17 protein-coding genes are annotated in these 24,218 nt (G+C 40.1%); 5 read left to right on the forward strand and 12 right to left on the reverse strand.

What is annotated here, in order from left to right; all coding sequences use genetic code 11:
* Positions 1–593 precede the first annotated feature (593 nt).
* Positions 594–1,613 (forward strand): GGDEF domain-containing protein, encoded by a 1,020-nt coding sequence (locus V7K69_RS27125; protein WP_335040204.1) that lies wholly within the window; start codon positions 594–596, stop codon positions 1,611–1,613.
* A 26-nt stretch (positions 1,614–1,639) separates the two neighbouring features.
* On the opposite strand, the gene V7K69_RS27130 is transcribed toward V7K69_RS27125, so the two are convergent.
* On the reverse strand, positions 1,640–2,317 hold the full coding sequence (locus tag V7K69_RS27130; protein ID WP_335040205.1) for an ATP-dependent Zn protease: 678 nt from the start codon (positions 2,315–2,317) through the stop codon (positions 1,640–1,642).
* 324 nt (positions 2,318–2,641) lie between these two features.
* Here V7K69_RS27130 and V7K69_RS27135 point away from each other — a divergent pair, with 324 nt between their 5' ends.
* Entirely contained in the window at positions 2,642–4,285 is a 1,644-nt protein-coding gene (locus V7K69_RS27135; RefSeq protein ID WP_335040207.1) for a lipoxygenase family protein, read from the forward strand.
* A 565-nt stretch (positions 4,286–4,850) separates the two neighbouring features.
* Here V7K69_RS27135 and V7K69_RS27140 read toward each other — a convergent pair.
* The 4 genes from V7K69_RS27140 to V7K69_RS27155 form a co-directional block, all read right to left on the reverse strand.
* Complete coding sequence (locus V7K69_RS27140) at positions 4,851–5,696, reverse strand: GNAT family N-acetyltransferase (protein ID WP_335040209.1); 846 nt, start codon at positions 5,694–5,696, stop codon at positions 4,851–4,853.
* A gap of 120 nt (positions 5,697–5,816) precedes the next feature.
* The gene (gene purU, locus V7K69_RS27145) at positions 5,817–6,671 is read right to left on the reverse strand and encodes a formyltetrahydrofolate deformylase (RefSeq protein ID WP_335040314.1); all 855 of its coding nucleotides are present in this window, start codon (positions 6,669–6,671) and stop codon (positions 5,817–5,819) included.
* Between the two features lie 26 nt (positions 6,672–6,697).
* Positions 6,698–7,321, reverse strand: coding sequence for a DUF4340 domain-containing protein (locus V7K69_RS27150; RefSeq protein WP_335040211.1), 624 nt, complete (start codon positions 7,319–7,321; stop codon positions 6,698–6,700).
* Positions 7,322–7,435: 114 nt separating this feature from the next.
* Positions 7,436–9,136, reverse strand: coding sequence for a GldG family protein (locus V7K69_RS27155; RefSeq protein WP_335040213.1), 1,701 nt, complete (start codon positions 9,134–9,136; stop codon positions 7,436–7,438).
* Positions 9,137–9,251: 115 nt separating this feature from the next.
* Between V7K69_RS27155 and V7K69_RS27160 the strand changes: the two genes are divergently transcribed.
* Complete coding sequence (locus V7K69_RS27160) at positions 9,252–9,626, forward strand: four helix bundle protein (RefSeq protein WP_335040215.1); 375 nt, start codon at positions 9,252–9,254, stop codon at positions 9,624–9,626.
* A 28-nt stretch (positions 9,627–9,654) separates the two neighbouring features.
* On the opposite strand, the gene V7K69_RS27165 is transcribed toward V7K69_RS27160, so the two are convergent.
* The 5 genes from V7K69_RS27165 to V7K69_RS27185 all read right to left on the reverse strand — a co-directional run bounded on the left by V7K69_RS27165 (position 9,655) and on the right by V7K69_RS27185 (position 20,104).
* Positions 9,655–10,467, reverse strand: a complete 813-nt coding sequence (locus V7K69_RS27165) for an ABC transporter permease (RefSeq protein ID WP_335040217.1) — start codon at positions 10,465–10,467, stop codon at positions 9,655–9,657.
* Complete coding sequence (locus tag V7K69_RS27170) at positions 10,468–11,472, reverse strand: ABC transporter ATP-binding protein (protein ID WP_335040219.1); 1,005 nt, start codon at positions 11,470–11,472, stop codon at positions 10,468–10,470. It lies immediately after the preceding gene.
* A 641-nt stretch (positions 11,473–12,113) separates the two neighbouring features.
* Positions 12,114–17,528, reverse strand: a complete 5,415-nt coding sequence (locus V7K69_RS27175) for a trifunctional serine/threonine-protein kinase/ATP-binding protein/sensor histidine kinase (RefSeq protein ID WP_335040221.1) — start codon at positions 17,526–17,528, stop codon at positions 12,114–12,116.
* Between the two features lie 242 nt (positions 17,529–17,770).
* Positions 17,771–17,938, reverse strand: coding sequence for a hypothetical protein (locus tag V7K69_RS27180; RefSeq protein ID WP_335040223.1), 168 nt, complete (start codon positions 17,936–17,938; stop codon positions 17,771–17,773).
* Between the two features lie 429 nt (positions 17,939–18,367).
* Positions 18,368–20,104: a diflavin flavoprotein gene (locus V7K69_RS27185; RefSeq protein WP_335040225.1), complete on the reverse strand. Its 1,737-nt coding sequence runs from the start codon at positions 20,102–20,104 to the stop codon at positions 18,368–18,370.
* 38 nt (positions 20,105–20,142) lie between these two features.
* On the opposite strand from V7K69_RS27185, the gene V7K69_RS27190 reads away from it, so the two are divergent.
* Positions 20,143–20,355, forward strand: a complete 213-nt coding sequence (locus V7K69_RS27190) for a hypothetical protein (RefSeq protein WP_335040228.1) — start codon at positions 20,143–20,145, stop codon at positions 20,353–20,355.
* Positions 20,356–20,463: 108 nt separating this feature from the next.
* Here the strand turns inward: V7K69_RS27190 and V7K69_RS27195 are convergent, their stop codons facing one another.
* Positions 20,464–20,976 (reverse strand): phosphate-starvation-inducible PsiE family protein, encoded by a 513-nt coding sequence (locus V7K69_RS27195; RefSeq protein ID WP_334805964.1) that lies wholly within the window; start codon positions 20,974–20,976, stop codon positions 20,464–20,466.
* Between the two features lie 134 nt (positions 20,977–21,110).
* Positions 21,111–22,841 carry a diflavin flavoprotein gene (locus tag V7K69_RS27200; protein ID WP_335040230.1) on the reverse strand — a complete coding sequence of 577 codons (1,731 nt, stop codon included), beginning with the start codon at positions 22,839–22,841 and terminating at the stop codon, positions 21,111–21,113.
* A 209-nt stretch (positions 22,842–23,050) separates the two neighbouring features.
* Here V7K69_RS27200 and V7K69_RS27205 point away from each other — a divergent pair, with 209 nt between their 5' ends.
* On the forward strand, positions 23,051–23,989 hold the full coding sequence (locus V7K69_RS27205) for a 1-aminocyclopropane-1-carboxylate deaminase/D-cysteine desulfhydrase (protein ID WP_335040233.1): 939 nt from the start codon (positions 23,051–23,053) through the stop codon (positions 23,987–23,989).
* The last annotated feature ends 229 nt before the right edge of the window (positions 23,990–24,218 follow it).

The following is a 24,218-nucleotide window of genomic DNA, read 5'->3' on the forward strand; positions in this document are numbered from 1 at the left end:
GAAAGCTCCTGCCCATAGCAGCAGGGAGTTTTACTGTCTATTTAGGTTGCATTTTTTTTGCAATTCCGCTCTTACCTTAATACTTGATTAAAGCCTAAGTTATAAACCAAAAGGCTTAATTAACCTATGAAAAATAATATTTTTAATTCAATAATCAAATTTAGATTTTGATCGTTGAATTAACAAATTTTATAATTTCTTTATTTTTCTACCAAAAAATAAATTGATTTCTCTAATGTGGAGGTTATTTTGAGCTATATATTTTTGTAATTTAATCAGCAAAACAACACTTAAGAAAGCACATGAAGAGGCTTAATACGCCTTAATATTATTCAGTATTTTTACTGTTTGAAAAACATAGTCTAAAGAAGACATTAGTTGTCAGAAGTGAATATTTCACAAATGCTAGAAGTAAATATAAATTCTTAAAAGGAGAGCAGATTTGGCAAAATCTTGGAGGTTTGTCGTAACAAAAAAATATATAGCCAGAAATCTAACTCAGCCTAAAAGATGATGTTTAATATTAGGCAAGGATACTAGTAAATTACTCAAATTAATGTCTTTAAAATTTAAATAGGATAAAAGATAAAGCAATGAATATTTCTATTCTGATCTTTGGAAAAAATAATTTTATCGCCACACTTCCAGATCAGATCCGTTATGCGGCGGCTTTTAGTGTAGAAGTTATAGACAATCTGAATCAAGCAGTGTCGCGGATTAAAATAGCGCCCCCCGATATAATACTTGTGCAGGCTAGCTTGGATGGCAGTATGGAACTGTGCAATTGGTTGAAAGAGCAGACAAAACTATCCTGGATATATTGTATTTTATTCGAGGATCGTTTCCAGCAGCTTATTGATAGAAATAAGGGTTGGCACAGAGAATTAGAGATGAGTGCTGCGGCCCTAAAGCAAGGAGCTGATGCTTATATTTGGCATCTTCTTGATGAAAAAACAGATGATAATTTAGCAGAGTTGACTGCTAATCATGGATTAATACTTGCTCAATTGACTGTTGGCTTGCGAAAAGCACAAAAATATCGAGATTTGATTCGGACAAATGATATGTTATCAGCGATCGCCTTAGCCGATTCGTTGACAGAATTAAATAATCGTCGTGCTTTAGAATGGGACTTACCGAGGCAAATTCAAAGAGCGAGAACTCAAAAAACTTCCCTGAGTTTGATTATTCTGGATGTAGATCATTTCAAGAGAGTTAACGATACTCACGGGCATTTAGTAGGCGATCGCATTTTGCAAGTATTATGTCAGCGTCTACGACACAATCTGCGCTGTCAAGACACAGCATTTCGCTATGGTGGCGAAGAATTTGTGATTCTTCTGGCTAATACTACCGATGAGGAAGCAATATTAGTAGCCCGTCGTCTTAATCGCGTAGTTAGTGATGAACCATTTGCACTCAATAATAAACTGACAATTAATATCACCATTAGTCTGGGTACAGCCAGTCTGCAAGCTGATGATGATGAAAAAGGAGAAAGTCTATTGAATCGTGCCGATCAATGTCTCTTACAGGCTAAAAATGCTGGGCGTAATCGGGTTATTCACTCGAACTACGTATCTCATTCACATTTGAAAGTTGTTTCTTCATAATTTGTTACTTGTCATTAACTCTTCCCCTAATCCCCCACTCTTAACTCAGTCTGACAATCTTCCACCGAAGTGCGTTGTCGCATAGCATTAACTAAAGCTTCGTAACTAGACCAATTTTCTTGTATTAGGGTTTTTGCTTGGAGAGCATGAAACCGCAGTTTCTGTTGATAAACTGATTCAGAAAAGCCCAAAACTGTCAAGACTCCAATCAGTTTGCTTTTATCATCAGATCCACCCTCAGCATTATTAAAAACTAGGGTTTCAGCAGCAATCCCAGCCATCCAAACAGTACAGTAGCGGTCTAGCATTTGGGCACTGATTTTACCCACTTCTAATTGAGAAGCCAATTCGCCATCATCAAAGCTAACACCACCTTGCCCAGGTTGCCCCTGTTTCCAGGCTTCCCAAGCGCTGAGTGTATAGCCGGTCACGGGAATCCCCAGCAAGTAAGCAACCAAAAAATGCCCTGCTTCGTGGTGGACGATGCGATCGCGGTGTTCACTTGAAAAACCAGCAATCCAATCCAAAAAAATAGTACCACCCTTGCCTTGCAAGCTAAAACTATCTAACGTAGCTATGCCTAAGATAGCGAAGGTTGCAAGTGTCGGTACTGCTGGCGACAAATTCAAGAATGGCCCTAGCAGTACCGATAGGGTCATGAGAAAGATAGATATTGCAACTAAATTTAAGGTAGTCTGGCTCATTGAGAGTTTTCTGAGTGCAGCTTAATATTTCTTTATTATGATGCGATCGCACACTTTCTGTATCAAGTGTCTCTCCAAATCCCTTGATGACGTAATTTCCCCATGAGAATTTGACTATCAGTGAAGAAATCTTACAAATATGGATATTTTGCATAACAGCAATAAGTCAGCCTGATTCATAGTGAGCAGTTTAAAACTTATAGATACCCTTTGCAGATAGACCAAAATAAAGGCTGTTAAATATTTTATGTGAAAATTTAAAACCCAGGTTTTAGAGGTAAAATTACCTGTTATTGTTCTTACCTTAAATTGGCACAAAAAGTTATGAAACCATACCTTCCTCAAAATGATCCTGACCCTACAAAACGTCAAATATTGCTAGAGAGAAACCAAGGAGAGTATGAATTTGATTACAATTTTTTAGCACCAATGGCAATGCTAAAAAACGTACCTTCTATAGAAAGTTTTTCAACTAAGTATATTGCTGAACGGACATTAGAGACAGCAGAACTACCTATAAATATGTTAGCCGTTAAAACCCGTTCTTTATGGGATCCTTTAGATGAATTGCAAGACTATGAAGACTATTTTCCAGTTTTGCCTAAACCTAATATTATCAAAACATACCAAACTGATGACTCTTTTTGTGAACAACGGCTTTGTGGGGCAAATCCTTTAGTTTTACGCAGAATTGAAAAGATGCCAGATGGCTTCGCCTTTACCATTTTAGAACTGCAAGAAAAGTTTGGTGACTCTATTAACTTAGTAGAAAAACTTGCGAATGGAAATTTATATGTAGCTGATTACAGAGCGCTTGCGTTTGTTAAAGGAGGTACTTATGAAAGAGGTAAGAAATATTTACCAACCCCTATAGCTTTCTTTTGTTGGCGCAGCTCAGGTTTTAGCGATCGCGGTCAACTCGTACCAATTGCGATCCAAATCAACCCCGCAAATGGTAAACAGAGCCAGTTGATTACACCTTTTGATGACCCTTTAACCTGGTTTCATGCCAAGCTTTGTGTTCAAATTGCTGATGCTAACCATCATGAAATGAGTAGCCATCTGTGCCGAACTCACCTTGTTATGGAACCCTTTGCTATTGTTACAGCGCGTCAACTAGCCGAGAACCATCCTCTCAACTTATTACTAAAACCTCACTTCCGTTTCATGTTGGCTAATAATGACTTGGCTCGTAAGCGCCTAATTAGTAGAGGTGGGCCTGTTGACGAATTGCTAGCCGGAACTCTGCAAGAGTCATTGCAAATTGTCGTCAACGCATATACAGAATGGAGCTTAGATCAGTTTTCCTTACCTACTGAACTCAAAAATCGGGGTATGGATGATCCAAACAACCTACCTCACTATCCTTATCGAGACGATGGCTTGCTATTGTGGAATGCCATTAAAAAGTTTGTATCTGAATACTTGCAGATATACTACAAAACTCCCCAAGACTTATCAGCAGACTTGGAATTACAAAGTTGGGTGCAGGAATTAGTTTCCCAATCAGGCGGACGAGTTAAGGGTGTTAGCAATCGCATCGACACATTAGACCAATTAGTTGATATTGCTACTGCGGTTATCTTCACCTGTGGGCCGCAACACGCTGCTGTTAACTACCCGCAATATGAATATATGACTTTTATGCCAAATATGCCTCTTGCTGCTTACAAACAAATGACAGCAGAAGGCACTATTCCTGACCGCAAAAGTCTATTATCATTTCTGCCACCGTCAAAGCAAACTGCTGACCAATTATCGATTTTATTTATTCTGTCGGCCTACCGTTATGACAGATTAGGATACTATGATGATAAATTTTTAGACCCAGAGGCTCAGGATGTTTTAGCTAAATTCCAGCAAGAGTTGAATGAAGCAGAGCGGGAAATTGAGTTGAATAACAAGAGTCGTTTAATAAATTACAACTATCTCAAACCAAGGCTTGTGACTAATAGCATCAGCGTGTAACTGAATATCATTGCAGTTGATTAAACATCTCCAAAAAGTGTGACAGCTTTTGGAGATGTTTTTGTTTAGTAATATACGATCTCAGTGCAATACTTTTCGGTTAAACCCAATAATCTCTCTTTTTGGTCTGGGGAAAGGTTAAAGGGGAAAGGGAAAGGGAAATTCAAACCCTTTCCCTTTCCCCTTTCCCCCTTAACCGAAAAGTATTGGATCTCAGTGTTCTTTTGAAAAACCAGCAATCCATTGCTGATCATTAACATTTGAAGGTTTAATTTGGAACGCATAGTTACAACTCCTTCCTGGCACTATCATAAATTTATCTACTGCGATCGCCGAATTGTAATAGCTAGGACGCTTAAATTTTTGGAAACTCAAGGGTATTCATTTCGATCAGGGTTCACATCTTTGATTGAGCAGTGCTATCGAGGGAATTGAGGATTACTCATGAAGACGCTTTTAAAAGTTATTAAATTTGCTGCACGCGGACTTATAGAAAAACTGACGCGCTCACAGTGGGAAGTGGGATTGTATTATTAGGGATCTAAACACATTGTTAGTCTAGTTTCTAACCTAGTTCCAAACTTGTCACAGCAAAGACGCGATCAATATGTAAATTAGGAATTTCTTTAGTGTACATCCGAGCAGTTTGAAAGACTGGCTCCAATTGGTAACGTTGAACTAGGTTAATTGCTTGTACATTTGCATCGGGTACATCAAAAAATACTGGAGCATGAGGATTTTCTGCAAGCAAGGCTTGAAATAATGCTTCAGCAATCTGTTCATCATTAGCAAACAGTGGCCCAATCCGAAAACCTGTATGGGCAGGCCGGATAACTCCGTAACCAACAAGATATCCATTTTTGAGAAACCCGAAAGCAGTACTTTCTGGCTGTTCAATCCAATGTCGCAGAAACACTGGACGCTTAGAAGGAAAAAGTTGGCAATCGTAAGCCACTAATTCTTCAAAAGGAACTGTTTTCAGGTCGATGATACCAGCAGGCATAACACCGCCACCCACACCTTGATAACGAATATTCTTATAAGCGATTTGGAAACCAGATTTTTTGTAGTTATCTTGTTGAGCTACTACACCATCCAAGCCGATGTTACGATCAGCACCGAGATAGTCCATTGCTGTCTTCCAAATTTTCATACCCAACCCCTGCCCACGAAACTGGGGTTTCACAACGTAAAAACCTAGAAAGCCAAAGTGTTGATCGTAAGCAACAGCAGAAATACACCCCACTGGCTCACCATTCAACTCACCCAATAAAAAACCGTTCTTGTCAGTTTGATAAAAAGATTCAGCATCATACCTTCCTGGATTCCAACCTTCGCTTGCTGCCCAAGTAATCGCCAAATCAATTTCCGACCTTTTCATTGTGCGGACGATGAAGTTGTCAGGGATCATAATATCTTATGACTATGAGGTTGTTAACTATTTAACTTCGCTTTCACAAACCCAGCGATAACTCTTAATATTTTTATACTCATCTCTTGTAAAATTACATTCGTTCTGATATAAAATCAATCACTCGAATACTACTGTCCTATTACCATAGACTAATACACGATTTTGTAAGTGCGATCGCACCGCTCTTGCTAATACAACTCTCTCCAAATCTTTGCCTTTTCTTACCAAATCATCCACTTCATCACGGTGACTCACTCGCACTACATCCTGTTCAATAATTGGCCCTGCATCTAAATCAGCAGTAGCATAATGAGCAGTTGCACCAATAATTTTTACCCCACGTTCAAAAGCTCGGTGATAGGGGTTTGCACCGATAAAAGCCGGTAAAAAGGAGTGATGAATATTAATAATTTGCGGGAATTTATTAATAAAATCTGCACTAACAATCTGCATATATTTTGCCAATACAACTAAATCTATTTTGTACTGGCGGAGTAATTCTAATTGTTTGGCTTCTTGTTCAGATTTATTATCTTTAGTGATGGAAACGTGCTGAAAGTCAATATTAAATTGTTCTGCTACCACCTTTAAATTAGCATGATTACTAATAATTAAAGGGATTTCAGCAATAAATTCTTTGGCTCGTTGTCGCCAAATCAAATCAAATAGACAATGGTCTTGTCTACTTACCCAAATAGCAATGCGTGGTACTGTATCAGAAAAACGTATTTCCCACTTAGCACCTAAAGGTTGTGCGATCGCATTAAAAGCAGGGGCAATAAACTCACGCGGCAAATTAAACCCCTCTAGCTGCCATTCAATACGGGTGAGAAATAAGCCAGCAGCAAAGTCTGTATGCTGATCTGCATGGATAATATTACCACCGTTAGAATAGATGAAATTGGCAAATTTCGCCACTAGTCCCCGTTGATCTGGGCAGGAAATCAGCAATGTTGCTGTCGGATTTGTCATCATAATATCGCCAGATTTTGAATTAATTATTTGCTGTTTGTCGGAGTCGGTTTAGGAATGGTGAGCGGAGGAAGTTTCTGACTATTGTCTACAGGTTGCTTCCACTCTGATAATTCCCGATTCACGGCATTTGCAAAATCTGTAGATACCAACAGCACGTTTATATTTCCATTGGGTTTAGCAGCAGGGTCAGTTTGAGCATATAAAAAACGTCCGTTAAAGTTAGATTTACCCAAAATCAACTGATGGTTTTGCCGATTTTTTAGGGTAATATTGATGGTTGCTGGGGGTTCATCTAAAGCAAATTGCCCAAGGTCTTTGGGTGGAGTGGATAAGGTGCGATCGCTCTTACCTTTGACTAGCAAATCCATCAAATAAGAAACAATAGCGTCATTTGCTGGGCCCGATACTGGAGATTTGATTAACCACTTGGGATTACTAGATTCAGGGTTACGTTCCAGATTAAGGGTGAGTTTTTTTGTTTTGACTGTTAGAGATTGCACATCATCTTCTCTAAAAGAGAAAATTTGCTGCTTTTGCTCATTGCTTTCTTCTCGCACAGTTGCACCCCGAATTTCAGAGAAGTAAACAAAACCACCTAAACCCAGCGCTAGCAGTATCAAAATTAAAGTCGTTCTCGGCAATTTCATTTTTTAGTCATTTGTCATTGGTCATTTGTCATTTGTCATTTGTCATTGGTCATTGGGCATAGAAAAAACTCTTCTCCAGTCTCTACTTGTCACAACTAACTGCTAACTCACTTCTTACCGTCGTTTCCACCAAATCATAACTGCGATCGCAAACCCAATTAAAGGTAAAAGCAACAGAGATGACAATATTAAAAGATTGCCTTGTGTGGTTGTCAGGGTTATCCGACGGTTTTTTGGTTCTTTGGGGCGAATGGAAAGGGGTTGCTGATCCTGTTGACTCAGCCAAGTAACTGAGTTGAGGAATACATCTCCATTTAATTGCTGTTGAAACAAGCCATCGGTGGCGAAATTGGAATTTCCTAAAACTACTAACCTTGACTCGGTGGCTGTTTGCGATGAGGAAGTTGGGGAAGGAGTGGGAGCAGGAGCAGGAGAGACAGGAGAGGCAGGAGAGGCAGGGGAGGCAGGGGGAGTGGGGGAAGCTTTGCTTTGAGTGGTTGGTGATGGTAGGGGCGAAGGTTTTGGTGTCGGTTGGGGAGTTGAAACAGATTTGGGTGTTTGTTTTCTTGTTAAGGCTACGCCCAAGGTTAGAGGCCCTTTCAGGTCTTTGTCTACATTAAACTCCAATTTTTCGCTTTGCAGGTCGCTTTCTGCCCAGCTATTGGGATAGGGTTTGGTTCGTAGTAATGGGGTAGCCTGAACACCAGGTACAGAGCTAATTTCCAGTGGTCGGGCTATGGGATAAAAAGAATTGCCGTTACCGAAATCTTTGGTAATTGGATGTTGACCGTATTCTGTGACTAAGGGTGCAGCAGGGCCAAGTCCCACGACGCTTTCGCCAGAGACATCGACTGCTAAACGATTATCTAGACTAACACCCCACTCTTGTAGCAAGCTGTTAAGTTTGGGATCGGTATTAGGATCAATCATCAGCAATAAGTTACCACCGCGATTAAGATATTCTTGCAAAGCTTTGACTTCGCCTTCAAATAGCCCTCGCTTGGGGCCAGCCACTATCACAACAGACGCATCTTGAGGAACTTTGGAAGTTTCTCCTAAATTCAGTGGTGATGTTGTGAAGTTTTTGTCGCCTAATCCTTGAACTGCTTGTGATATTGCATCTTTACCAGCCGAAAGTTGGCGTTCGCCATGACCTTGGAGTAAATAAACTTTGGCTGTGGTTGAATTTGTTAGTTGTTGCAGCCGACTAGTTAATCTAATTTCTGACAAACGCTCATTTTGATTTACTGTTTGTACTAATTGCCTTTTATCTCCAGATTCTAAATAAACTTCTCCGTAATCTTTAACGCCAAACTTTTCTGCTAATCCTGGTCTAGCTTGGGGGTCGATATACTCATATTTAAATTTTGAGCTTTGCCGTTGATAATTTTCTAGTAATTCTCGGTCTTGAGGATTTTGGTTAATATCAAACACCCACACCTTAACTGGTTGTGGTAAAACACTCACCAATTCTCGTGACTGGGGCGCAAGGGTAAATAATTGGCTTTCTGTTAAGTCTGACCGCAAGTGGTAGCGAGTCCCCAAAAAGTTAATCAATCCCAAAATTGCCAACACTGCTAGAGTTGCTACTAAGGCATTAGTCCCAGCTTGGGTAGAACGACGCTTCCACCAGTTAGTTTCGTAGCTTTGCCATATTATTCCTAACCCACTGATGACAATTCCTGTAATCAGAAATACTAATGTAATTAATCCCCACTGTTCAGAGACTAACCCAACTGTTAAGCCGACAGCAATTAGGAACGGGCCCAACCAAAACAGATATTTCCACAGTTTCTTTTTTGCAACTATCTTCATAATTTGTCATTTGTCATTTGTCATTGGTCATTTGTCATTTGTCTAAAAATAGTGACATTTTAAAATGTATCGACGAAAATTGAGTGGATAAAAATAAGTCTATACAACTGAATGAATGGCAACAAAGCGTTTCCAAGAATTACAGGTTTATCAATTATCAGAACAGTTGGCAGACGACATTTGGAAAATTGTTGAGAAATGGGATTTTTTTGCAAAAGATACGATTGGTAAACAGATTGTACGTTCGGCAGATAGTATCGGTGCCAATATAGCAGAAGGTGTAGGAAGAGGTAGTTTTCAAGATAATAGACGTTTTATCAAAATAGCGAGAGGCTCTTTGAATGAAACTCAACATTGGTTAAGACAGGCTTATACTCGTAACCTTTTAACTACCGAACAGATAAATGCAATCAAAACAATCATTAACGAACTAGCACCTAAATTAAACTCCTATCTAAACTCAATTGGCAATGTCCCAGATGATAAATAAAAAATGACCAAGGACAAATGACAAATGACTACTGCCTTTGAAAGCGCAGTGCATCAATTGATTGAGCGGTGAGAAAGATGCCCAAAAAAATGTAACTAGCAAATAAAATTAAGGCGCTGGTATCAAAAATCCCTTGATTTAAGGTGTTGTAATGTTTCAACAATGATAAATAACCTAAAGCTTCGCCCACTGGGCCAGGGACAATTTTGGCGATTAAATCAATCAATAACAATAATAAAATTACTGCAAATGTAAGGACGGCAGACAAAATTGTGCTGTCTGTTAAAGAGGAAATAAACATTCCTACAGATAAGATTGCTGCTGCTAGTAAGATTAATCCAAAATGACCCAACAAGGGAATTGAAAGCGCCATTGGCGGATTTGATCCACTAATGGCGATCGCTTCAAACACTAGCATGGGTACAACCATTGTGATAAAAAATGTTAGCACGCCTAATAACTTACCTACTGCTACCGCCCAATTGGTGATTGGTGACGTGGCTAATAGTTCTAAAGTACCGCGCTTGCGTTCTTCGGCATAGAGTCCCATCGAGAGGATTGGCAAGATAAACAACAATAGCCATCCCATACGATCTAAAAATGCTCGGACAAATTCGTAGGGGACATCTATCGGTGGTGTTGGTACTCCTAGTTGTTGACCTTGTGCATCTATTGCGGCGACTCCAACCAAAATGCCGTCTGGCCCTAGCAAAATCATCACGAAAAATAACCCGGCGATGAACCAAAATATGCCTGCGATCGCATAAGCCAAAGGTGATACAAAATAACTCTGTAACTCTCGGCGATAAATGGCAATAATATTACTTAGCACTACACCCATTTACGCTGCCTCTCCTTCGTTGTCTGCTGCTAAGTCTACCTCAGTCTCGAAATTCTTTTCTTCTGTGGTCAGTTGCAAAAACACATCTTCTAAAGTAGCGTTTACTCGCCGTAGTTCATGTAAACCGAATCCTGCACGCACCAAGGTTGCAACAATATCCTTTCCTGGTTCTTTTCCCGGTTGCGATATCACCCGCAGATAAGCGCGATTTGTCTGCGGGTGATGACCTCCGGCGGTCGGAATTGATTCTATCAGACTCACACCCGCGACATTTTGCAATACCTGTTTCGCTAGGGCAGCTTCTCCTTCTATTTCCAACTCATACCCGGAACCGCCTGTCAACTGAGTCATCAGGTTTTCTGGCGTATTAGTTGCTACAACTTTGCCGCGATTAATAATAGCGACACGGCTACAGGTCATGCTTACTTCTGGCAGAATATGCGTCGAAAGAATAATTGTATGAGTCCCAGCCAGGCTTTTAATTAAATTCCGCACCTCAATTATTTGTCGGGGATCGAGTCCAACTGTGGGTTCATCGAGAATAATTGCTGGTGGATCGTGAACGATCGCTTGAGCAATTCCTACACGTTGGCGATATCCTTTAGAGAGTTTGCGAATAATTACCCGCCGCTTATCTTCTAAGTTGCAGCGTTTGATGGCGGCTGTCACCTTGTTGGCGCGATCGCCTGCTGGTACTCCCTTAATTTGGGCAACAAAATGCAAAAATCCCTCCACCGTCATATCTGGATATAACGGCGGTGTTTCGGGTAAATAACCAATTCGTTGGCGTACCGCTAGGGAATTTTCATGGACATCATAACCAGCAATCCGAGCATTACCATTTGTTGCCGGTAAATAACCAGCCAGAATCCGCATGGTTGTAGTTTTACCAGCGCCATTGGGGCCCAACAACCCTAGAATTTCCCCAGGTTCAACGCTAAAAGTGACATCAGTAATCGCTGGGGTGGAACCGTATATTTTACTTAGATGTTCAACTTCGATCATCGGTATCGTGGCGATCGCAATTTATAAGATACCCAACAATCTTAGATCACGATATTGGGTATGGGGGACTGGCACTAAGATTGGCCGATAATGGGTAAAGTTCCTGAAAATCTAACTACTGAGCAAGCTTTTCTACAAGGATTGGGGAAAAATTAAAGACTTTCTCATTGTAAGGCTTTGTCCTCCCGCAAGGTTAGCAGCACAACGCTGCGGTTAGGTCGGTGCTGATTGAAAAATACAGCCCAGCGATGGCTAATAATTTGCTAAATGTGCCTTACAGTAGCGCTTTATCACTCAATTTTTGGCGAAACATATTTTTGAACCATATTGTGGGCATTCTTACCCTGATTTGACCGAAAGTTCAAAATTTAAGGGTTAAATTAGTGTGTCTTGTTCTGCATTTTTTACCAAGCCCAAAAATAAAACTTTTGGTTGCATTATGGTTCTCATTTAAAACACGCGGACATAATTTGATTCATAAAGTTAGGTTGTTGATTGGCTAAAAGCCTTGAAATTACGTTAACTTTTGGTCACGCTATGGTTCACAGTTTGGTCATTCAAGGTGTAAAATCACATTAAGCGTAATTATCGCGCAAAGATTTCAGATTTTCACGGATAGTGGCTCTTTACGAATAATCTTTCTATATGGGAAGAGAAATTATAAACTCTGTCCCCTCGCCCAGAACAGAATTAACTGTGATTTTACCACCGTGTTTTTCTTCGACAATTTGACGGGCGATCGCTAATCCTAATCCTGTACCTTTACCGACTCCCTTGGTAGTAAATAAATGCTCAAATATTTTTGATTGAACTTCTTCACTCATGCCTTTGCCGTTATCAGCAATTGATATTGTTACGTATTGATGATCAATGATTGATGTTGTAATTGTGATGCGGTTAGGATGAGCTTGAATTTCTGCAAAACTCTTACCAATATTTGCTTCTTCTAGTGCATCAATAGCATTGGCAAGAATATTCATAAACACCTGATTCAATTGTCCAGGAAAACAATTGACTAAAGGTAAATCACCATAGTTAGTAATTACTTCAATTACTGGGTGTTGTTGATTTGCTTTCAGGCGATGCTTGAGAATTAAAATTGTGCTATCAATGCCTTCATGGAGATTAAATTTTACTTTGTAGTCTTTGTCAGCCCGAGAAAATGTCCGCAAGCTAGTGCTAATATTTTCCAAACGGTCGCACGCCATGACCATTGCATCGATTGTTTTAGGTAAGTCCTCTAACAGAAAATCTAAGTCAATTTTCTCCGCATGGTTTTGAATTTCATGACTAGGATTTTCTAAGTTTTGTTGATAGAGTTGCAAGTGTTCTATGATATCGGCAAAATTGGGTTTAGTTTGTTGAAGGGTAGCATAAATAAAGCCCAATGGATTATTCATTTCATGGGCGACACCTGCAACTAAATTACCCAACGCAGACATTTTTTCACTTTGGACTATATGCAATTGGGCATTTTGCAAATTAGTGAGTGCTTGCTCTAACTTTTGGGCATATTCCTGAGCAGATTCATAAAGTCGGGCATTTTCAAGAGAAATGGCGGCTTGAGCGCAAATGAGATTGAGTATTTCGATGCGATCGCTTGTGAATGCCCCTGTGGTTAAACTATTTTCTAGATATAAAATTCCAATCAACTTGCCTTGATGCAAAATCCGGCTGCACAAAATACTTTTAGGCTGCTGACGGATAATATAGGGGTCATTGGCTAAGGTTGTATCTGTGGTTATATCCAACAATACTACAGTCTGTTGACTGTGCTTGACTTTGTAAATGAGCTTGTGGGGAATATCCTGACTGTCTTCAATGGCAAGACTTTGCAGCACAATAGGTTGTTTTCCCTGAGTAATTGCGCCTTGAATTAGCAGATGATTGTCTTGCAATAGCATTAACACACATTTATTAGCCCCAGCATTTTCAATCACGATGGAAAGTAACGATGAAAGCAGTTTTTCTAGTTTGATTTCACCAGAGATAGTTTGAGACGTTTTGACAATTGTTGTTAAATCTAGGGTATCTGAGACACTGGTGCTGCTGGATGTGGCAGAAACAGTAGATGTCATAGTTCCCAAGGGAACAATAGTTTCCTTAGTAGAAAAAACCGAACGGCTTTGTTGTAATATCGGCGCAAGTAATTGGAGATAGCGTTTTTCCAAATCGGCGACTTTGGCTTTTGCTCCCCAACGGGCATAACAATAATATGATTCTTGCATATAACCTGCGGCGACTTTCTCTTTCTCCCAGTTCAGATAGAATTTAGCAGCGAGTTCATTAGCAAGGGCTTCTTCTTGGATGTAGCCGTTGGCTTTAGCTTGAGAAATAGCTCGGTCGTAAAATTCTATTGCAGTGGTTTTATCACCTAAAACTCGATGTTTTTCCGCCTCCACTAAATAGAATCGATGCAACTGATTCATAGGTGCATAATTTGCCCACTGTTCCATTATCTGTTGATTTTCTGCTACCTGCTGTAAAATCTCCTGTTGTTGTGTGGGTGATGCTGTAGGAAATAAAGCGAGTTGCACTAAAGAATCATACCAGTTGAGCAATGAGATGTTAGTCATTGCATATCCTAAACCAGAATATTGACATTGTTTAGCTTTAATCGCATATTCCACTGCCAAATCTAGAACTTGAAACAGATAACAAAGCATCAGTTTGTTGACACAAAAATGCCATAAACTATTAGGGTCACTACTTTGCTCATTTAATAGCAGCATTGACTTCTCGTCGTAAGCTGTACCAACTAATTCCCAAGGTGTAGCTGTTGGTTCGATTAAATTTAAGACTATTTGGTGATAAATATTGTGATAATTTAGTGTCGCTTGTTTGTGAATTTTGGTTAAAGCTGCACTATAAATCCCCAATTCATTCGCTAGTGTAGTTAATTGTTGACCAGCGACATAAGCGTGGAAGCAATAAACAGATGCACTGTGACAGGCAAAAGCTAAGTCTCCAATCTCTAAACCTCTGGCATAGGCTTGCAGTAAGGGCTTGAGGGTAGCTCTTAGAGGTTCTTTCCAATGGGTGATAAAACCATGAACAATTACTAAGACTCTCACTGCATATTCATGGTCTGAAAACTTGGAAAGCAGTTGCAAGGCTAACTGACCAAATTCATAACCTTGGAGGATACTGTTTGACTGACCACTAAGCATCAGTCCATACCCTGAGTAAATAATGGCACTGGCGGAGGTATTACCGTATTTGATGGATAGAGGCACTTCCTTCAGCACTAGCAAGCGGTGCAGTTCCGGTTTTGCTAAATAAGCAGGGATGTCTACTTTTACTAAGACACGCAACGCAGCGCGTAATTCCGGCTGCTGTATTTCTGGTAAATCAGCTAACTCAGCTACTGTTTTATCACTGAGAAGAGCCTGAGTTTCCTGTAAAGCCAGAAAAAAATCTTTATCTGTTGGTTCTTCTGGAAACTCAATGCCAATTGGCCGCAAAAATTGCATGGCTGTATCAATAGCTGCCAAGAACTTACTTTGGATTGTGTAGGATTCAATTTTGACTTCGTAGACTTTGGCTGTATCAATGATTGCTTTGGCTTGTTGTAAAACTTTCTGAGCAAAGTTTTCCATTGAGTCTAGTTCGCCACTGAGATAACTGGCTTCGGTCGCTTCGTTATATAAGCTTAAGGTGAAATCATAGTCAGATTGCCAAGGGTTGGTGGGGAGTAAATCAATACTGATTTTTAGGTAAGCTAGTGCAGCATTATAGGCCGTTGATGCTTTAGCTTTTTTGCCAGCGATAAAATTTAATCGGGATAGTTGATGGCGTTCTTGTGGTTCATGGAATTGTTCAATGCCAATATTTAATTGATTTGCGATCGCAAAAGCCTGTTCCTCTAGTTCTGCTTCTGGGGTGTTTGACCACAGTAGACGACCAATTTTGACATGGGTTGTCTGTTTTTGGTCTTCTGGGATTAATGAGTAAGCCGCCTGTTGGACGCGATCGTGCAGGAATTTATAAACAAAAATTTTCCCATTGTCTTGATTCACATCTTGGTTTTCTGCACCCACAAAAAACTTATAAATCTCTGTCTGCGGCAAAATCAAGCCTGACTGCAAAGCATTCCATAAACAAGTTGCAGTTTCTACTATAGATTCTTGACAAACTAAGGCTAATGTTTTTAAATCAAATTCATTCCCAATACAAGCTGCTATCTGTAAAATGCTTTGTGTTGTTGGTGGTAGTTTTTGCAGTTGCACAGCCATAAACTCAACTACATCATCAGAAATTGCTAAGGCTTTCACTGCACTAATATCGCACTGCCAATTGCCCCCCTCCCAATCAAATGTAATGAGTCCATCCTCATACAATGCCTTAAGAAACTGCGTGCTAAAAAAAGGATTACCCTGGGTTTTCTGATATAATAATTGAGTTAGTGGTTTAGCAATTCTTGGTGAACATTTTAGCGTATCTGCCACAAGTAAATTTAAGCTAAAATCATTCAATGGTACAAGGCTAATAGTATTTATTGTGCTTTGATACTTAATAATTTCAGCTAAAGTGAGCATCAAGGGATGGGCGGCTGAAACTTCATTATCTCGATAAGCCCCAATTAATAATAAATATTCGTTAGCTGATTCATTCATCAACAATTGTATTAAATTTAAAGATGCTGAATCCGCCCACTGTAAATCATCTAAAAATATGACTAAGGGATGTTCTTTAGTTGTCAATACCCGCACAAACTTCTGGAATAATAAATTAAATCTGTTTTGACCAGCATTACCTGATAATTCTATGGCGGGTGGTTGTTGACCAATAATGCGTTCTAATTCGGGGATAACTTCAATAATTACCTGTCCGTTTTCACCAACAGCCGCTAAAATATGACGCTTATATTCCTGGATTTGAGCATCATTTTGTGTTAACAATTGTCCCATTAAATCTCGGAAAGCTTGCACAAATGCCGAAAAGGGAATATTGCGGTTAAATTGGTCAAATTTACCTTTGATGAAATAGCCACGTTGTCTTATTATTGGTTTATGCACTTCGTTAACAACGGCTGTTTTCCCGATTCCAGAAAACCCAGCTACCAGCATCATTTCTGTTGCGCCTTGGCTGACTCTATCGAAGGCTTCTAGTAGGGTTTGTACTTCGGTTTCTCTACCATAAAGTTTATCAGGAATAAGGAAGCGATCGCACACATCCCGACTAGCAATTTTAAAGCTGTAAATCTTCCCATTTTCTCTTAGTTGAGTTAAACAATTCCTTAAATCATATTTCAATCCCAAGGCACTTTGATATCTATCTTCGGCATTTTTCGCCATCAATTTGCTGACAATTTCGGCAAGTATAGATGGAATTTTGGGATTAATTTCTGTGATTAATGGTGCTGTTTTTGCTAGATGACAATGTACTAATTCCATCGCATCATCAGATGGGAAGGGGAACTCACCTGTGAGTAATTCGTAGAAAGTTACACCTAAAGAATAAAAATCTGTGCGATAATCAATCCCGCGATTCATTCTCCCTGTTTGTTCAGGAGAAATATAAGCAAGTGTTCCTTCTAAAACATTGGGGTTAACTAGGGTTGGGTTTTCTCTGGGTAATAATGATGCAATACTAAAGTCGATTAATTTAACTTGTTTGGTTTGGGGATTGATTAATATATTGCTAGGTTTAATATCTTTATGAATAATGCGCTCATGATAGAGTAAATCTAATATGTTGCATACAGCTATCGCTATCACTAAAAATTCTTCTAAAGATTGTTGGGTTTCTCTAGTTCCCCACTCCTTAAGAGAAATCCCCCCAAAGTCTTCCATAACTAGTGCATAACCATTTTGGCAAGTTTCTAGACTGTAGGTTTGGACTATCAGGGGGGAGTTGAGATTTTTGGCAATTGTGTACTGGTTGCGAAACAACAAAAGTTCGTTAAAGCTGGGATAAGGATTTTTTAGTAATTTAACGACTACTGGTTGTTGATCAACTTCTCTATAACCTCGATAAACTTGGGTTCGAGAGCCATTATAGAGTTCTTCGTTAATGCTATATCCGGGAATCTTCTCAACAATAGTACTAGTCATACCCTAAATCTTTAAAATGTTTGGATTTAGTATTCCCAAATAATTAAATAAATTCTCTATATAGCAGTAAAAATTTATACATTTTTACTTATTCAGGACTTAAGCATTGACAAAAAACTACATTCATGATTCTTAAGTAGTCCAAGTATTACTAAGAGTTTCTACAATGTTAGAACTTACAAGCTATGCAGGATTACACGTTGGGGCTATTACGTGTAATGCAGACTTAGTTGTAAAACCATTTAAAGACTCAAATCATCTTCTCTTTGCTGTTGCCTTAACTGTCGCCCATAATCAAGTAGCTGCTGATTCCAATCATGTGCCTGAGATTTTTTGATTTGGGACTGTGGCATTAGTTCTAATACACGCTGTGCTGCCGCATCAGAGCTTTTATCGTTACCAAACGCCACCACTATATTATTGATGGAGAGCAATTGCTCAAGTGGTAAGCAATTGAAGTCAATTTGAATACAGTCAGAGCGGATGCCCCGCCCTAGCCCCCTTCCCGATGCGGCTATCCATTAGTCACATCTTTCTTTACAATCTTGAAACCTATGCTCTCTAACCGTCTTAGACACTGAAGAGTTAGGCATACTTGACAAATTCGCTTTTAATATTCTCGCGAAAAGCGCGTTTTTGTTGAGAATAAATAACGAACCAATAAGGGTTATAAAAGCCTGAGTCAATACTCTCACAAATGTTAAGAAAGATCCGGGTAATGGATAGCAATTTATCGGGGGATTGGGGGGATCAAAAGCCTGTGGCGCAACTCTTAAAAACTTGTGTGTACACCGTAGCCTAAAAGGAGATAGGTTTTCCAGATACTGTAAAAAGTCAGGTTAATAATAGTTGCCAGATTTACGATGCTCCAAAGCAGTGATACCATCATTTTCCAACACTTCACCGTGATTAATAACGGCATAAATTAACCATCGATCGCCACATTCAAGCTGATTTTGCACTGTACATTCTAAATAGGCTAATGCCTCATTCAAAATCAAACAACCATTCAGAGCAGTTTTTGTGGAAAGATTTGCAAAAGGATTATCGCCTAAAGTGCTATGACGAGAAAAATAGCGTCGGACATTTCTTCCTTCTTTGAGGATATTCAGCACAAATTTATCACCAGGATGATGCATTAAATCTGCATTTTGCTCATTTGCGATCGCAATCATAATTCCTGGTGGGTTAAAAGTTGCCTGCGATACCCAAGAAGTTAAAACCCCTTTGTGAGTTTCTTCATCACGAGTTGTCACAACACACAGAGAACCAATGATTCGCCCCACAGCTTGTTCGGTACGATCTACATGGGTTTCTGTCACAATCTGGCGGGAACTACGAAGTTTTTTGGTTTTCTTCAAGTTTTGGGCAAATGCAGCACCTGCTTCTTGACACTGCTGAAGAATCTCAGGAGTAGGGCTGAAACGCACCCGAATTGTTTCAAATCCTAGTTGATAATTTGCATCTTTGAGCTTACTTTCGATTAAATCTATTGCCTCTCCACTCCAACCATAGGAACCAAACACTCCTGCTAACTTAGTTTTAGCCGCTACCGAGAGAACTATTCCTAAAGCAGTTTGAATTTGAGTCGGTGCATGGCCGCCTAAAGTGGGTGAGCCGATAATCAAGCCATCGCAAGTTTCTACAATGCGGTTAATTTCGGCAGAATCGGCTAGTTCACAGTTGATTGATTCTACATTAACTCCATTTTGGATCAAACCTTGAGCGATCGCATTCGCCATAATTGCTGTATTTCCATAAGCCGAAGCATAGAGCAAAGCAACACTCAATTCTTGAGATTTCTGCCCTTGACACCATTGACGGTAATCATAAGTAAAACGACTCAGGCTGTAACGAACAACTGGCCCGTGTGCTGGGGCATAACATCTGGCTCCCAAAACCGATATTTTATCTAAGGCTACTTCGACTTGTTTCGCTTGGGGTGCATGGAGACATTCAAAATAGTAACGACGTTCTGCATCTAAACCCTTCCAATCTTCATCAAACAAAGTATCTTCGCAAATATGAGCGCCGAAAAGTTTGTCTGTGTAGAGTATTTTTGTAGCAGAATCGTAGGTACAAAGTCCATCCGCCCACCGAGGAGTTGGTACGGTGACAAATGATAGATGATGTCCTTGTCCTAAATCTAAAGTATCTCCCGATCGCACCGCTTGAATAGGTGATTCAAATTCGGGAAAGGCAGCTTTGAGAGCATTGGCGGCGGGGCGAGAACAAATGAGAGTAGCTTGAGGAACCAGAGAGAGTAATACTTGCAAGGTTGCTCTCCGGTTCGGGTTGACATGACTAAGAACAATGTAATCGAGGGAGATGAAATCTAGACGTTGTGCAAGTTGCTCAAGGTAAATTTCGGTAAAAGATTCGCCGGGAGGGTCAATTAAAGCCTTTTTATCAGCTTGAATCAGATAAGAATTCGCTGTAGTTCCCCGTTGGCGGGAATACTCCACCTCAAATTTTAATCTGTCCCAAGTCCGCGATCGCAGAATCAGAGTATTTTTACCAATTTCAGCAACTTGGACATCTCTGCTATGGTTAGACGTTAATGTTGCAACAGACATAATAACCTCTTTTAATAATGGGGAATGGGGAATGGGGAATGGGGAATTGGGAATTGGGAATTGGGAATTGGGAATTGGACATTGGGCGAATGGCACGAAGAAAAGCTGAAACTTCGTCAGGGCAGGGTGTGGGAGGTGTGGGAGGACAGGGAAGGCTGGGGGGTGTGGGAGGCAATGCAGCGTTCATTGATGTGCAGTTATTCAATTTCTCCTCTTTCTCCCCACACTCCCCACACTCAAAAGCCAGTTAAATCATGGGTTTGCGCTTATCTTAGTGCCATTCGGCATTGGGCATTGGGCATTGGTTATTATCCTTGTCTCCCTCATCTTCCTAACTCCTAACTCCCCACTCCCTATTTTTAATGACCATTGGTTTGTGTTAGTTCAGACTTGGCTCGGCTTCTATAGCGTTTAGAGACTTCTTGTTCTGGGTCGATACCTTCAAAGGTGGGGGGTAGCCAAACTCGGAGAAACAGTAGTACTCCCAAGACTAATAAAAAGGCACAAGTTGCTAAAACTTGACTCCAACTTGTTTCTAGAACACCTTTAACAATGACTTCTCGCAAGGCAGAAACGATAGAAACTTCAACAGCTACTCCAATAGATACTCGATGTTCTTGCAGGTAAATAATTAACAATCGAAATAGCTCAACTAATATGAGCAAAAAGAGAATATCGGCAGTAACAGCATGAAAATCTAAAGGCGGAAGTAAGGAGAGAAACATATCTCTCACCTGAAGCACCATGAAGCTAAATAAACCTATACACAAACAAATCACAATCACATCTTGGATAAATTCCAAGGTTCGCACAACGCGCCCTCGATTTATTTCGTACATCGTAATCGGGGTATTTTCAACAGATTTATACATAGTTTTTTGGAAGTTTGTAGAGACGCGATTCATCGCGTCTGTGGAGAGCAGGGGAGGCAGGGGAGCAGGGGGCAGGGGACGCAGGGGAAGAATAAGAAATAACTAATGACCAATGACAAATGATAAATGACCAATTAGTAATGATTGCCAATTTTGCGGTGATGCGCGGCGGTAAGTGCATCTAACTTAGAAACTCTTCCAGTTTGGACTGTGCTATAAATTACCCAATGATCTCCACAATCCATACGGCTAGTAATTTGACATTCCATGTAAGCTAAGGCTTCAGCTAAAACGGGCGATCCATTGTTCGCTGGATATGTCTTCACTCCAGCAAATCGGTCTGCACCAGGAGGAAAACGTTTGAGGAAATGTTTCATTAATCCTTGATATTTGCCTTCTTCTAAAACGTTTAGAACAAAGCGATCGCCAACGTGCATCAAAGATTCAATTGCTCGATCCTTGGATACTGCGATCGCAACTCCTAAAGGCTCAAGACTCGCTTGTGTCACCCAAGAAGCCAACATTGCACTCTGAATTTCTCCTTTTTTGGCGGTGATAATATATAATCCTGTGGTAATCCGCCCTAAAGCCTTCTCTAGCTCAGTATTGATAGATTTGATTTGTTTAATGGTGCGATCGCGGTTCAACCATTGGCCTAAGTCTGTCCCAGCTTCATCACAAAGCTGTTCCGTTGCTTGGGTAGGAATTTCCTTAACTAAAATAGGTGGGAAGGCTTCAGTTAATCCCAGTTCTTGAAACTTATTACGTAAAGGATAAATAGGTTCATCTTCTCCACCTCCCGACTCTAATAAACCAATTGACTGCTTTTTGTGAACAGCAGCTAAAATAGTGCTTAAAGAAGCTTGAGCCATCACCGAAGATTGAGGTGGCATTGCAATTACTAAACCAGAAGATTGTGCAACTAATTCTCTAACTTCTTGAGGTTCAGAATTATTGAGAGGAAATAATTCCACTGCTACGCCTGTTTTCGCACATCCATGAGCTATAGTACGGACTAACTGCTCACTATGTCCGTAATCTTCAACATAAAATAGAGCCACTAAAGTCTCTGTCTTAGCTTGTTCTAAACTCCAGTTTTGATACCGTCCGAGCCATTCTGGAATATAGTGTTGCAATAAAGGGCCATGTCCCGTAGCAACTGTTGCTATTTCTAACTTTTCAATCCGCTTTAAAGCTGCCAAAACAGACCGAGCATTGGGGCCCATAAGACAATCATAATAATATTGAAAGTCTTCCTCAAGTAAGCTGATATTTTCATCATAAGTGTGGTCATCACAGTAGTGCATCCCAAACACATCACAGGTGTAGAGAGTGCTAGTTTTGTGGTCATAAGTAAAGATTGTGTCCGGCCAGTGTAAGTTAGGTGCAGAGATAAATTCTAATTCGTGTCCGTTACCTAAATCCAATCGTTCTCCACTTTTCACCTGCCTTGAATTAAAGGGCTGGTGAACCATATTTTCTAAAAATTGAATAGCTACCTTAGCACCAACAACAGTAATGGAGGGAGCTAGTTGCAAAATATTTTTTACTAAGCCACTATGGTCTGGTTCCGTATGGCTAATAATCAAATAATCTATTTTAGTCGGATCAATTAATCCCACCAGTATCTCAAGATATAGTTGCTCAAACTTTCGGTGAGATGTATCAACTAAGGCAACTTTTTCTCCCTGAATTAAGAAAGAATTATAAGTCGTACCATTCCGTAGACCAAACTCGACATCAAAACGTTCTCTATCCCAGTCTAGACAACGAATAGCAGTTGTTTGAGGAGCAATTTCGACAGTTTGAACTGTCAAACGTCCTGGGTTGGGAGTAACTTGAGTGGGCTGTATGAGTGCAACCATTTGTTTTCTCCAAAAAGATTGTTATCTGAAGCGAGCGTTCTGTCTCTTATATTTACCTGAAATACTCAATTAGTAAAATGCCAATTTCTAAAGCCAATCATCAGAAAGTTTTATTCATTATTTAGATTGATTTACCATTGAAATTACTCAATGTTTATCATCAATAATGAATGTGAGAAAATGTAAATAATCAGTTAGAATGGTTTCGGATGTCGTTAATATTTTTTCCTCCTCCCATACAACAAATCAACAGCGAAATCGTCCTTAGCGCTGGTGTTGATCTGTATGTACTACGCCTGGATCTCATACACCCGTGGGTTAACGGCAATAAGTGGTTCAAGCTGAAATACAATCTTTTGGAGGCTAAGGAGAAAAATTTCACCACACTGCTTACTTTTGGCGGCGCTTATTCCAATCACATCTATGCAACTGCGGCGGCTGGTAATCTTTTCGGTTTTCGTACCATCGGCGTAATTCGTGGCGAGGAGAGACTACCACTAAACCCGACACTGAGTTTTGCTGTCCAACAGGGTATGCAGCTTTTGTACCTGAACCGCGAAATGTATCGACAGCGCAACACACCAGCGTTAGAAGAATATCTGCAACAACGCTTTGGTGAAGTGTTTATCATTCCCGAAGGCGGGAGTAATTTAAATGGCGTGCGCGGCTGTATAGAAATAGTTGGTGGTGCAATCGCATTTGATCATATATGCGTAGCCTGCGGTACAGCTACCACACTGACTGGTATTGCGCTTTCATTGCATCAAGGACAAAGAGCGATCGCTTTTCCCGTACTCAAAAATGGCTCATTTCTTGCACAAGAAATCGAAAGTCTGCTGACAAATTACCTCGCCTCTGATTTACCCACAGCATCTAACTCTCTCGCCTCTTGGAAATTAGTATGTGATTACCACTTTGGCGGCTATGCAAAGGTGAACAAGGAGTTATTACTGTTCAGCCAACAGTTCAGGGAGGAACATGGCATACCTCTTGATTACGTATATACCGCCAAAATGTTTTACGGTGTGATGGATTTACTACAGCAGGGATTTTTTAGTAAAGGCGATTCGTTGCTGCTAGTACACACAGGCGGCTTACAGGGCAATGTCGGCATGGAAGAAAGGTTGCAGAGGTTTTCTAAAATTTGAGTTGCCACTTAATTAAATGTCAGTAGTCAAGAGTCCATGCACTTCCTGAAAATGCCCCAAGCATTTTTATTGAAGAAAGGATAAACCTATTATTAGAAGCTTTGAGGTTGAAGTTAGAGGGAATTGAATTTAATGTTTTTGATATGGACAATCGCACAAATAATTAACATCTATTCCTAAATGAAAGATTTCCTATAAAAAAGGCATTGCTGGGCGAAGATATAAATTA

This window comes from Nostoc sp. (assembly GCF_036917775.1).
Taxonomy (GTDB): domain Bacteria; phylum Cyanobacteriota; class Cyanobacteriia; order Cyanobacteriales; family Nostocaceae; genus Nostoc.

What these genes read in the sequence shown, in the direction of transcription:
- V7K69_RS27125 (WP_335040204.1), top strand. Translation starts at nt 594, where the DNA reads ATGAATATTTCTATTCTGATCTTTGGAAAAAATAATTTTATCGCCACA.
- V7K69_RS27130 (WP_335040205.1), bottom strand. Translation starts at nt 2,317, where the DNA reads ATGAGCCAGACTACCTTAAATTTAGTTGCAATATCTATCTTTCTCATG.
- V7K69_RS27135 (WP_335040207.1), top strand. Translation starts at nt 2,642, where the DNA reads ATGAAACCATACCTTCCTCAAAATGATCCTGACCCTACAAAACGTCAA.
- V7K69_RS27140 (WP_335040209.1), bottom strand. Translation starts at nt 5,696, where the DNA reads ATGATCCCTGACAACTTCATCGTCCGCACAATGAAAAGGTCGGAAATT.
- purU (WP_335040314.1), bottom strand. Translation starts at nt 6,671, where the DNA reads ATGACAAATCCGACAGCAACATTGCTGATTTCCTGCCCAGATCAACGG.
- V7K69_RS27150 (WP_335040211.1), bottom strand. Translation starts at nt 7,321, where the DNA reads ATGAAATTGCCGAGAACGACTTTAATTTTGATACTGCTAGCGCTGGGT.
- V7K69_RS27155 (WP_335040213.1), bottom strand. Translation starts at nt 9,136, where the DNA reads ATGAAGATAGTTGCAAAAAAGAAACTGTGGAAATATCTGTTTTGGTTG.
- V7K69_RS27160 (WP_335040215.1), top strand. Translation starts at nt 9,252, where the DNA reads ATGGCAACAAAGCGTTTCCAAGAATTACAGGTTTATCAATTATCAGAA.
- V7K69_RS27165 (WP_335040217.1), bottom strand. Translation starts at nt 10,467, where the DNA reads ATGGGTGTAGTGCTAAGTAATATTATTGCCATTTATCGCCGAGAGTTA.
- V7K69_RS27170 (WP_335040219.1), bottom strand. Translation starts at nt 11,472, where the DNA reads ATGATCGAAGTTGAACATCTAAGTAAAATATACGGTTCCACCCCAGCG.
- V7K69_RS27175 (WP_335040221.1), bottom strand. Translation starts at nt 17,528, where the DNA reads ATGACTAGTACTATTGTTGAGAAGATTCCCGGATATAGCATTAACGAA.
- V7K69_RS27185 (WP_335040225.1), bottom strand. Translation starts at nt 20,104, where the DNA reads ATGTCTGTTGCAACATTAACGTCTAACCATAGCAGAGATGTCCAAGTT.
- V7K69_RS27190 (WP_335040228.1), top strand. Translation starts at nt 20,143, where the DNA reads ATGGGGAATTGGGAATTGGGAATTGGGAATTGGGAATTGGACATTGGG.
- V7K69_RS27195 (WP_334805964.1), bottom strand. Translation starts at nt 20,976, where the DNA reads ATGTATAAATCTGTTGAAAATACCCCGATTACGATGTACGAAATAAAT.
- V7K69_RS27200 (WP_335040230.1), bottom strand. Translation starts at nt 22,841, where the DNA reads ATGGTTGCACTCATACAGCCCACTCAAGTTACTCCCAACCCAGGACGT.
- V7K69_RS27205 (WP_335040233.1), top strand. Translation starts at nt 23,051, where the DNA reads ATGTCGTTAATATTTTTTCCTCCTCCCATACAACAAATCAACAGCGAA.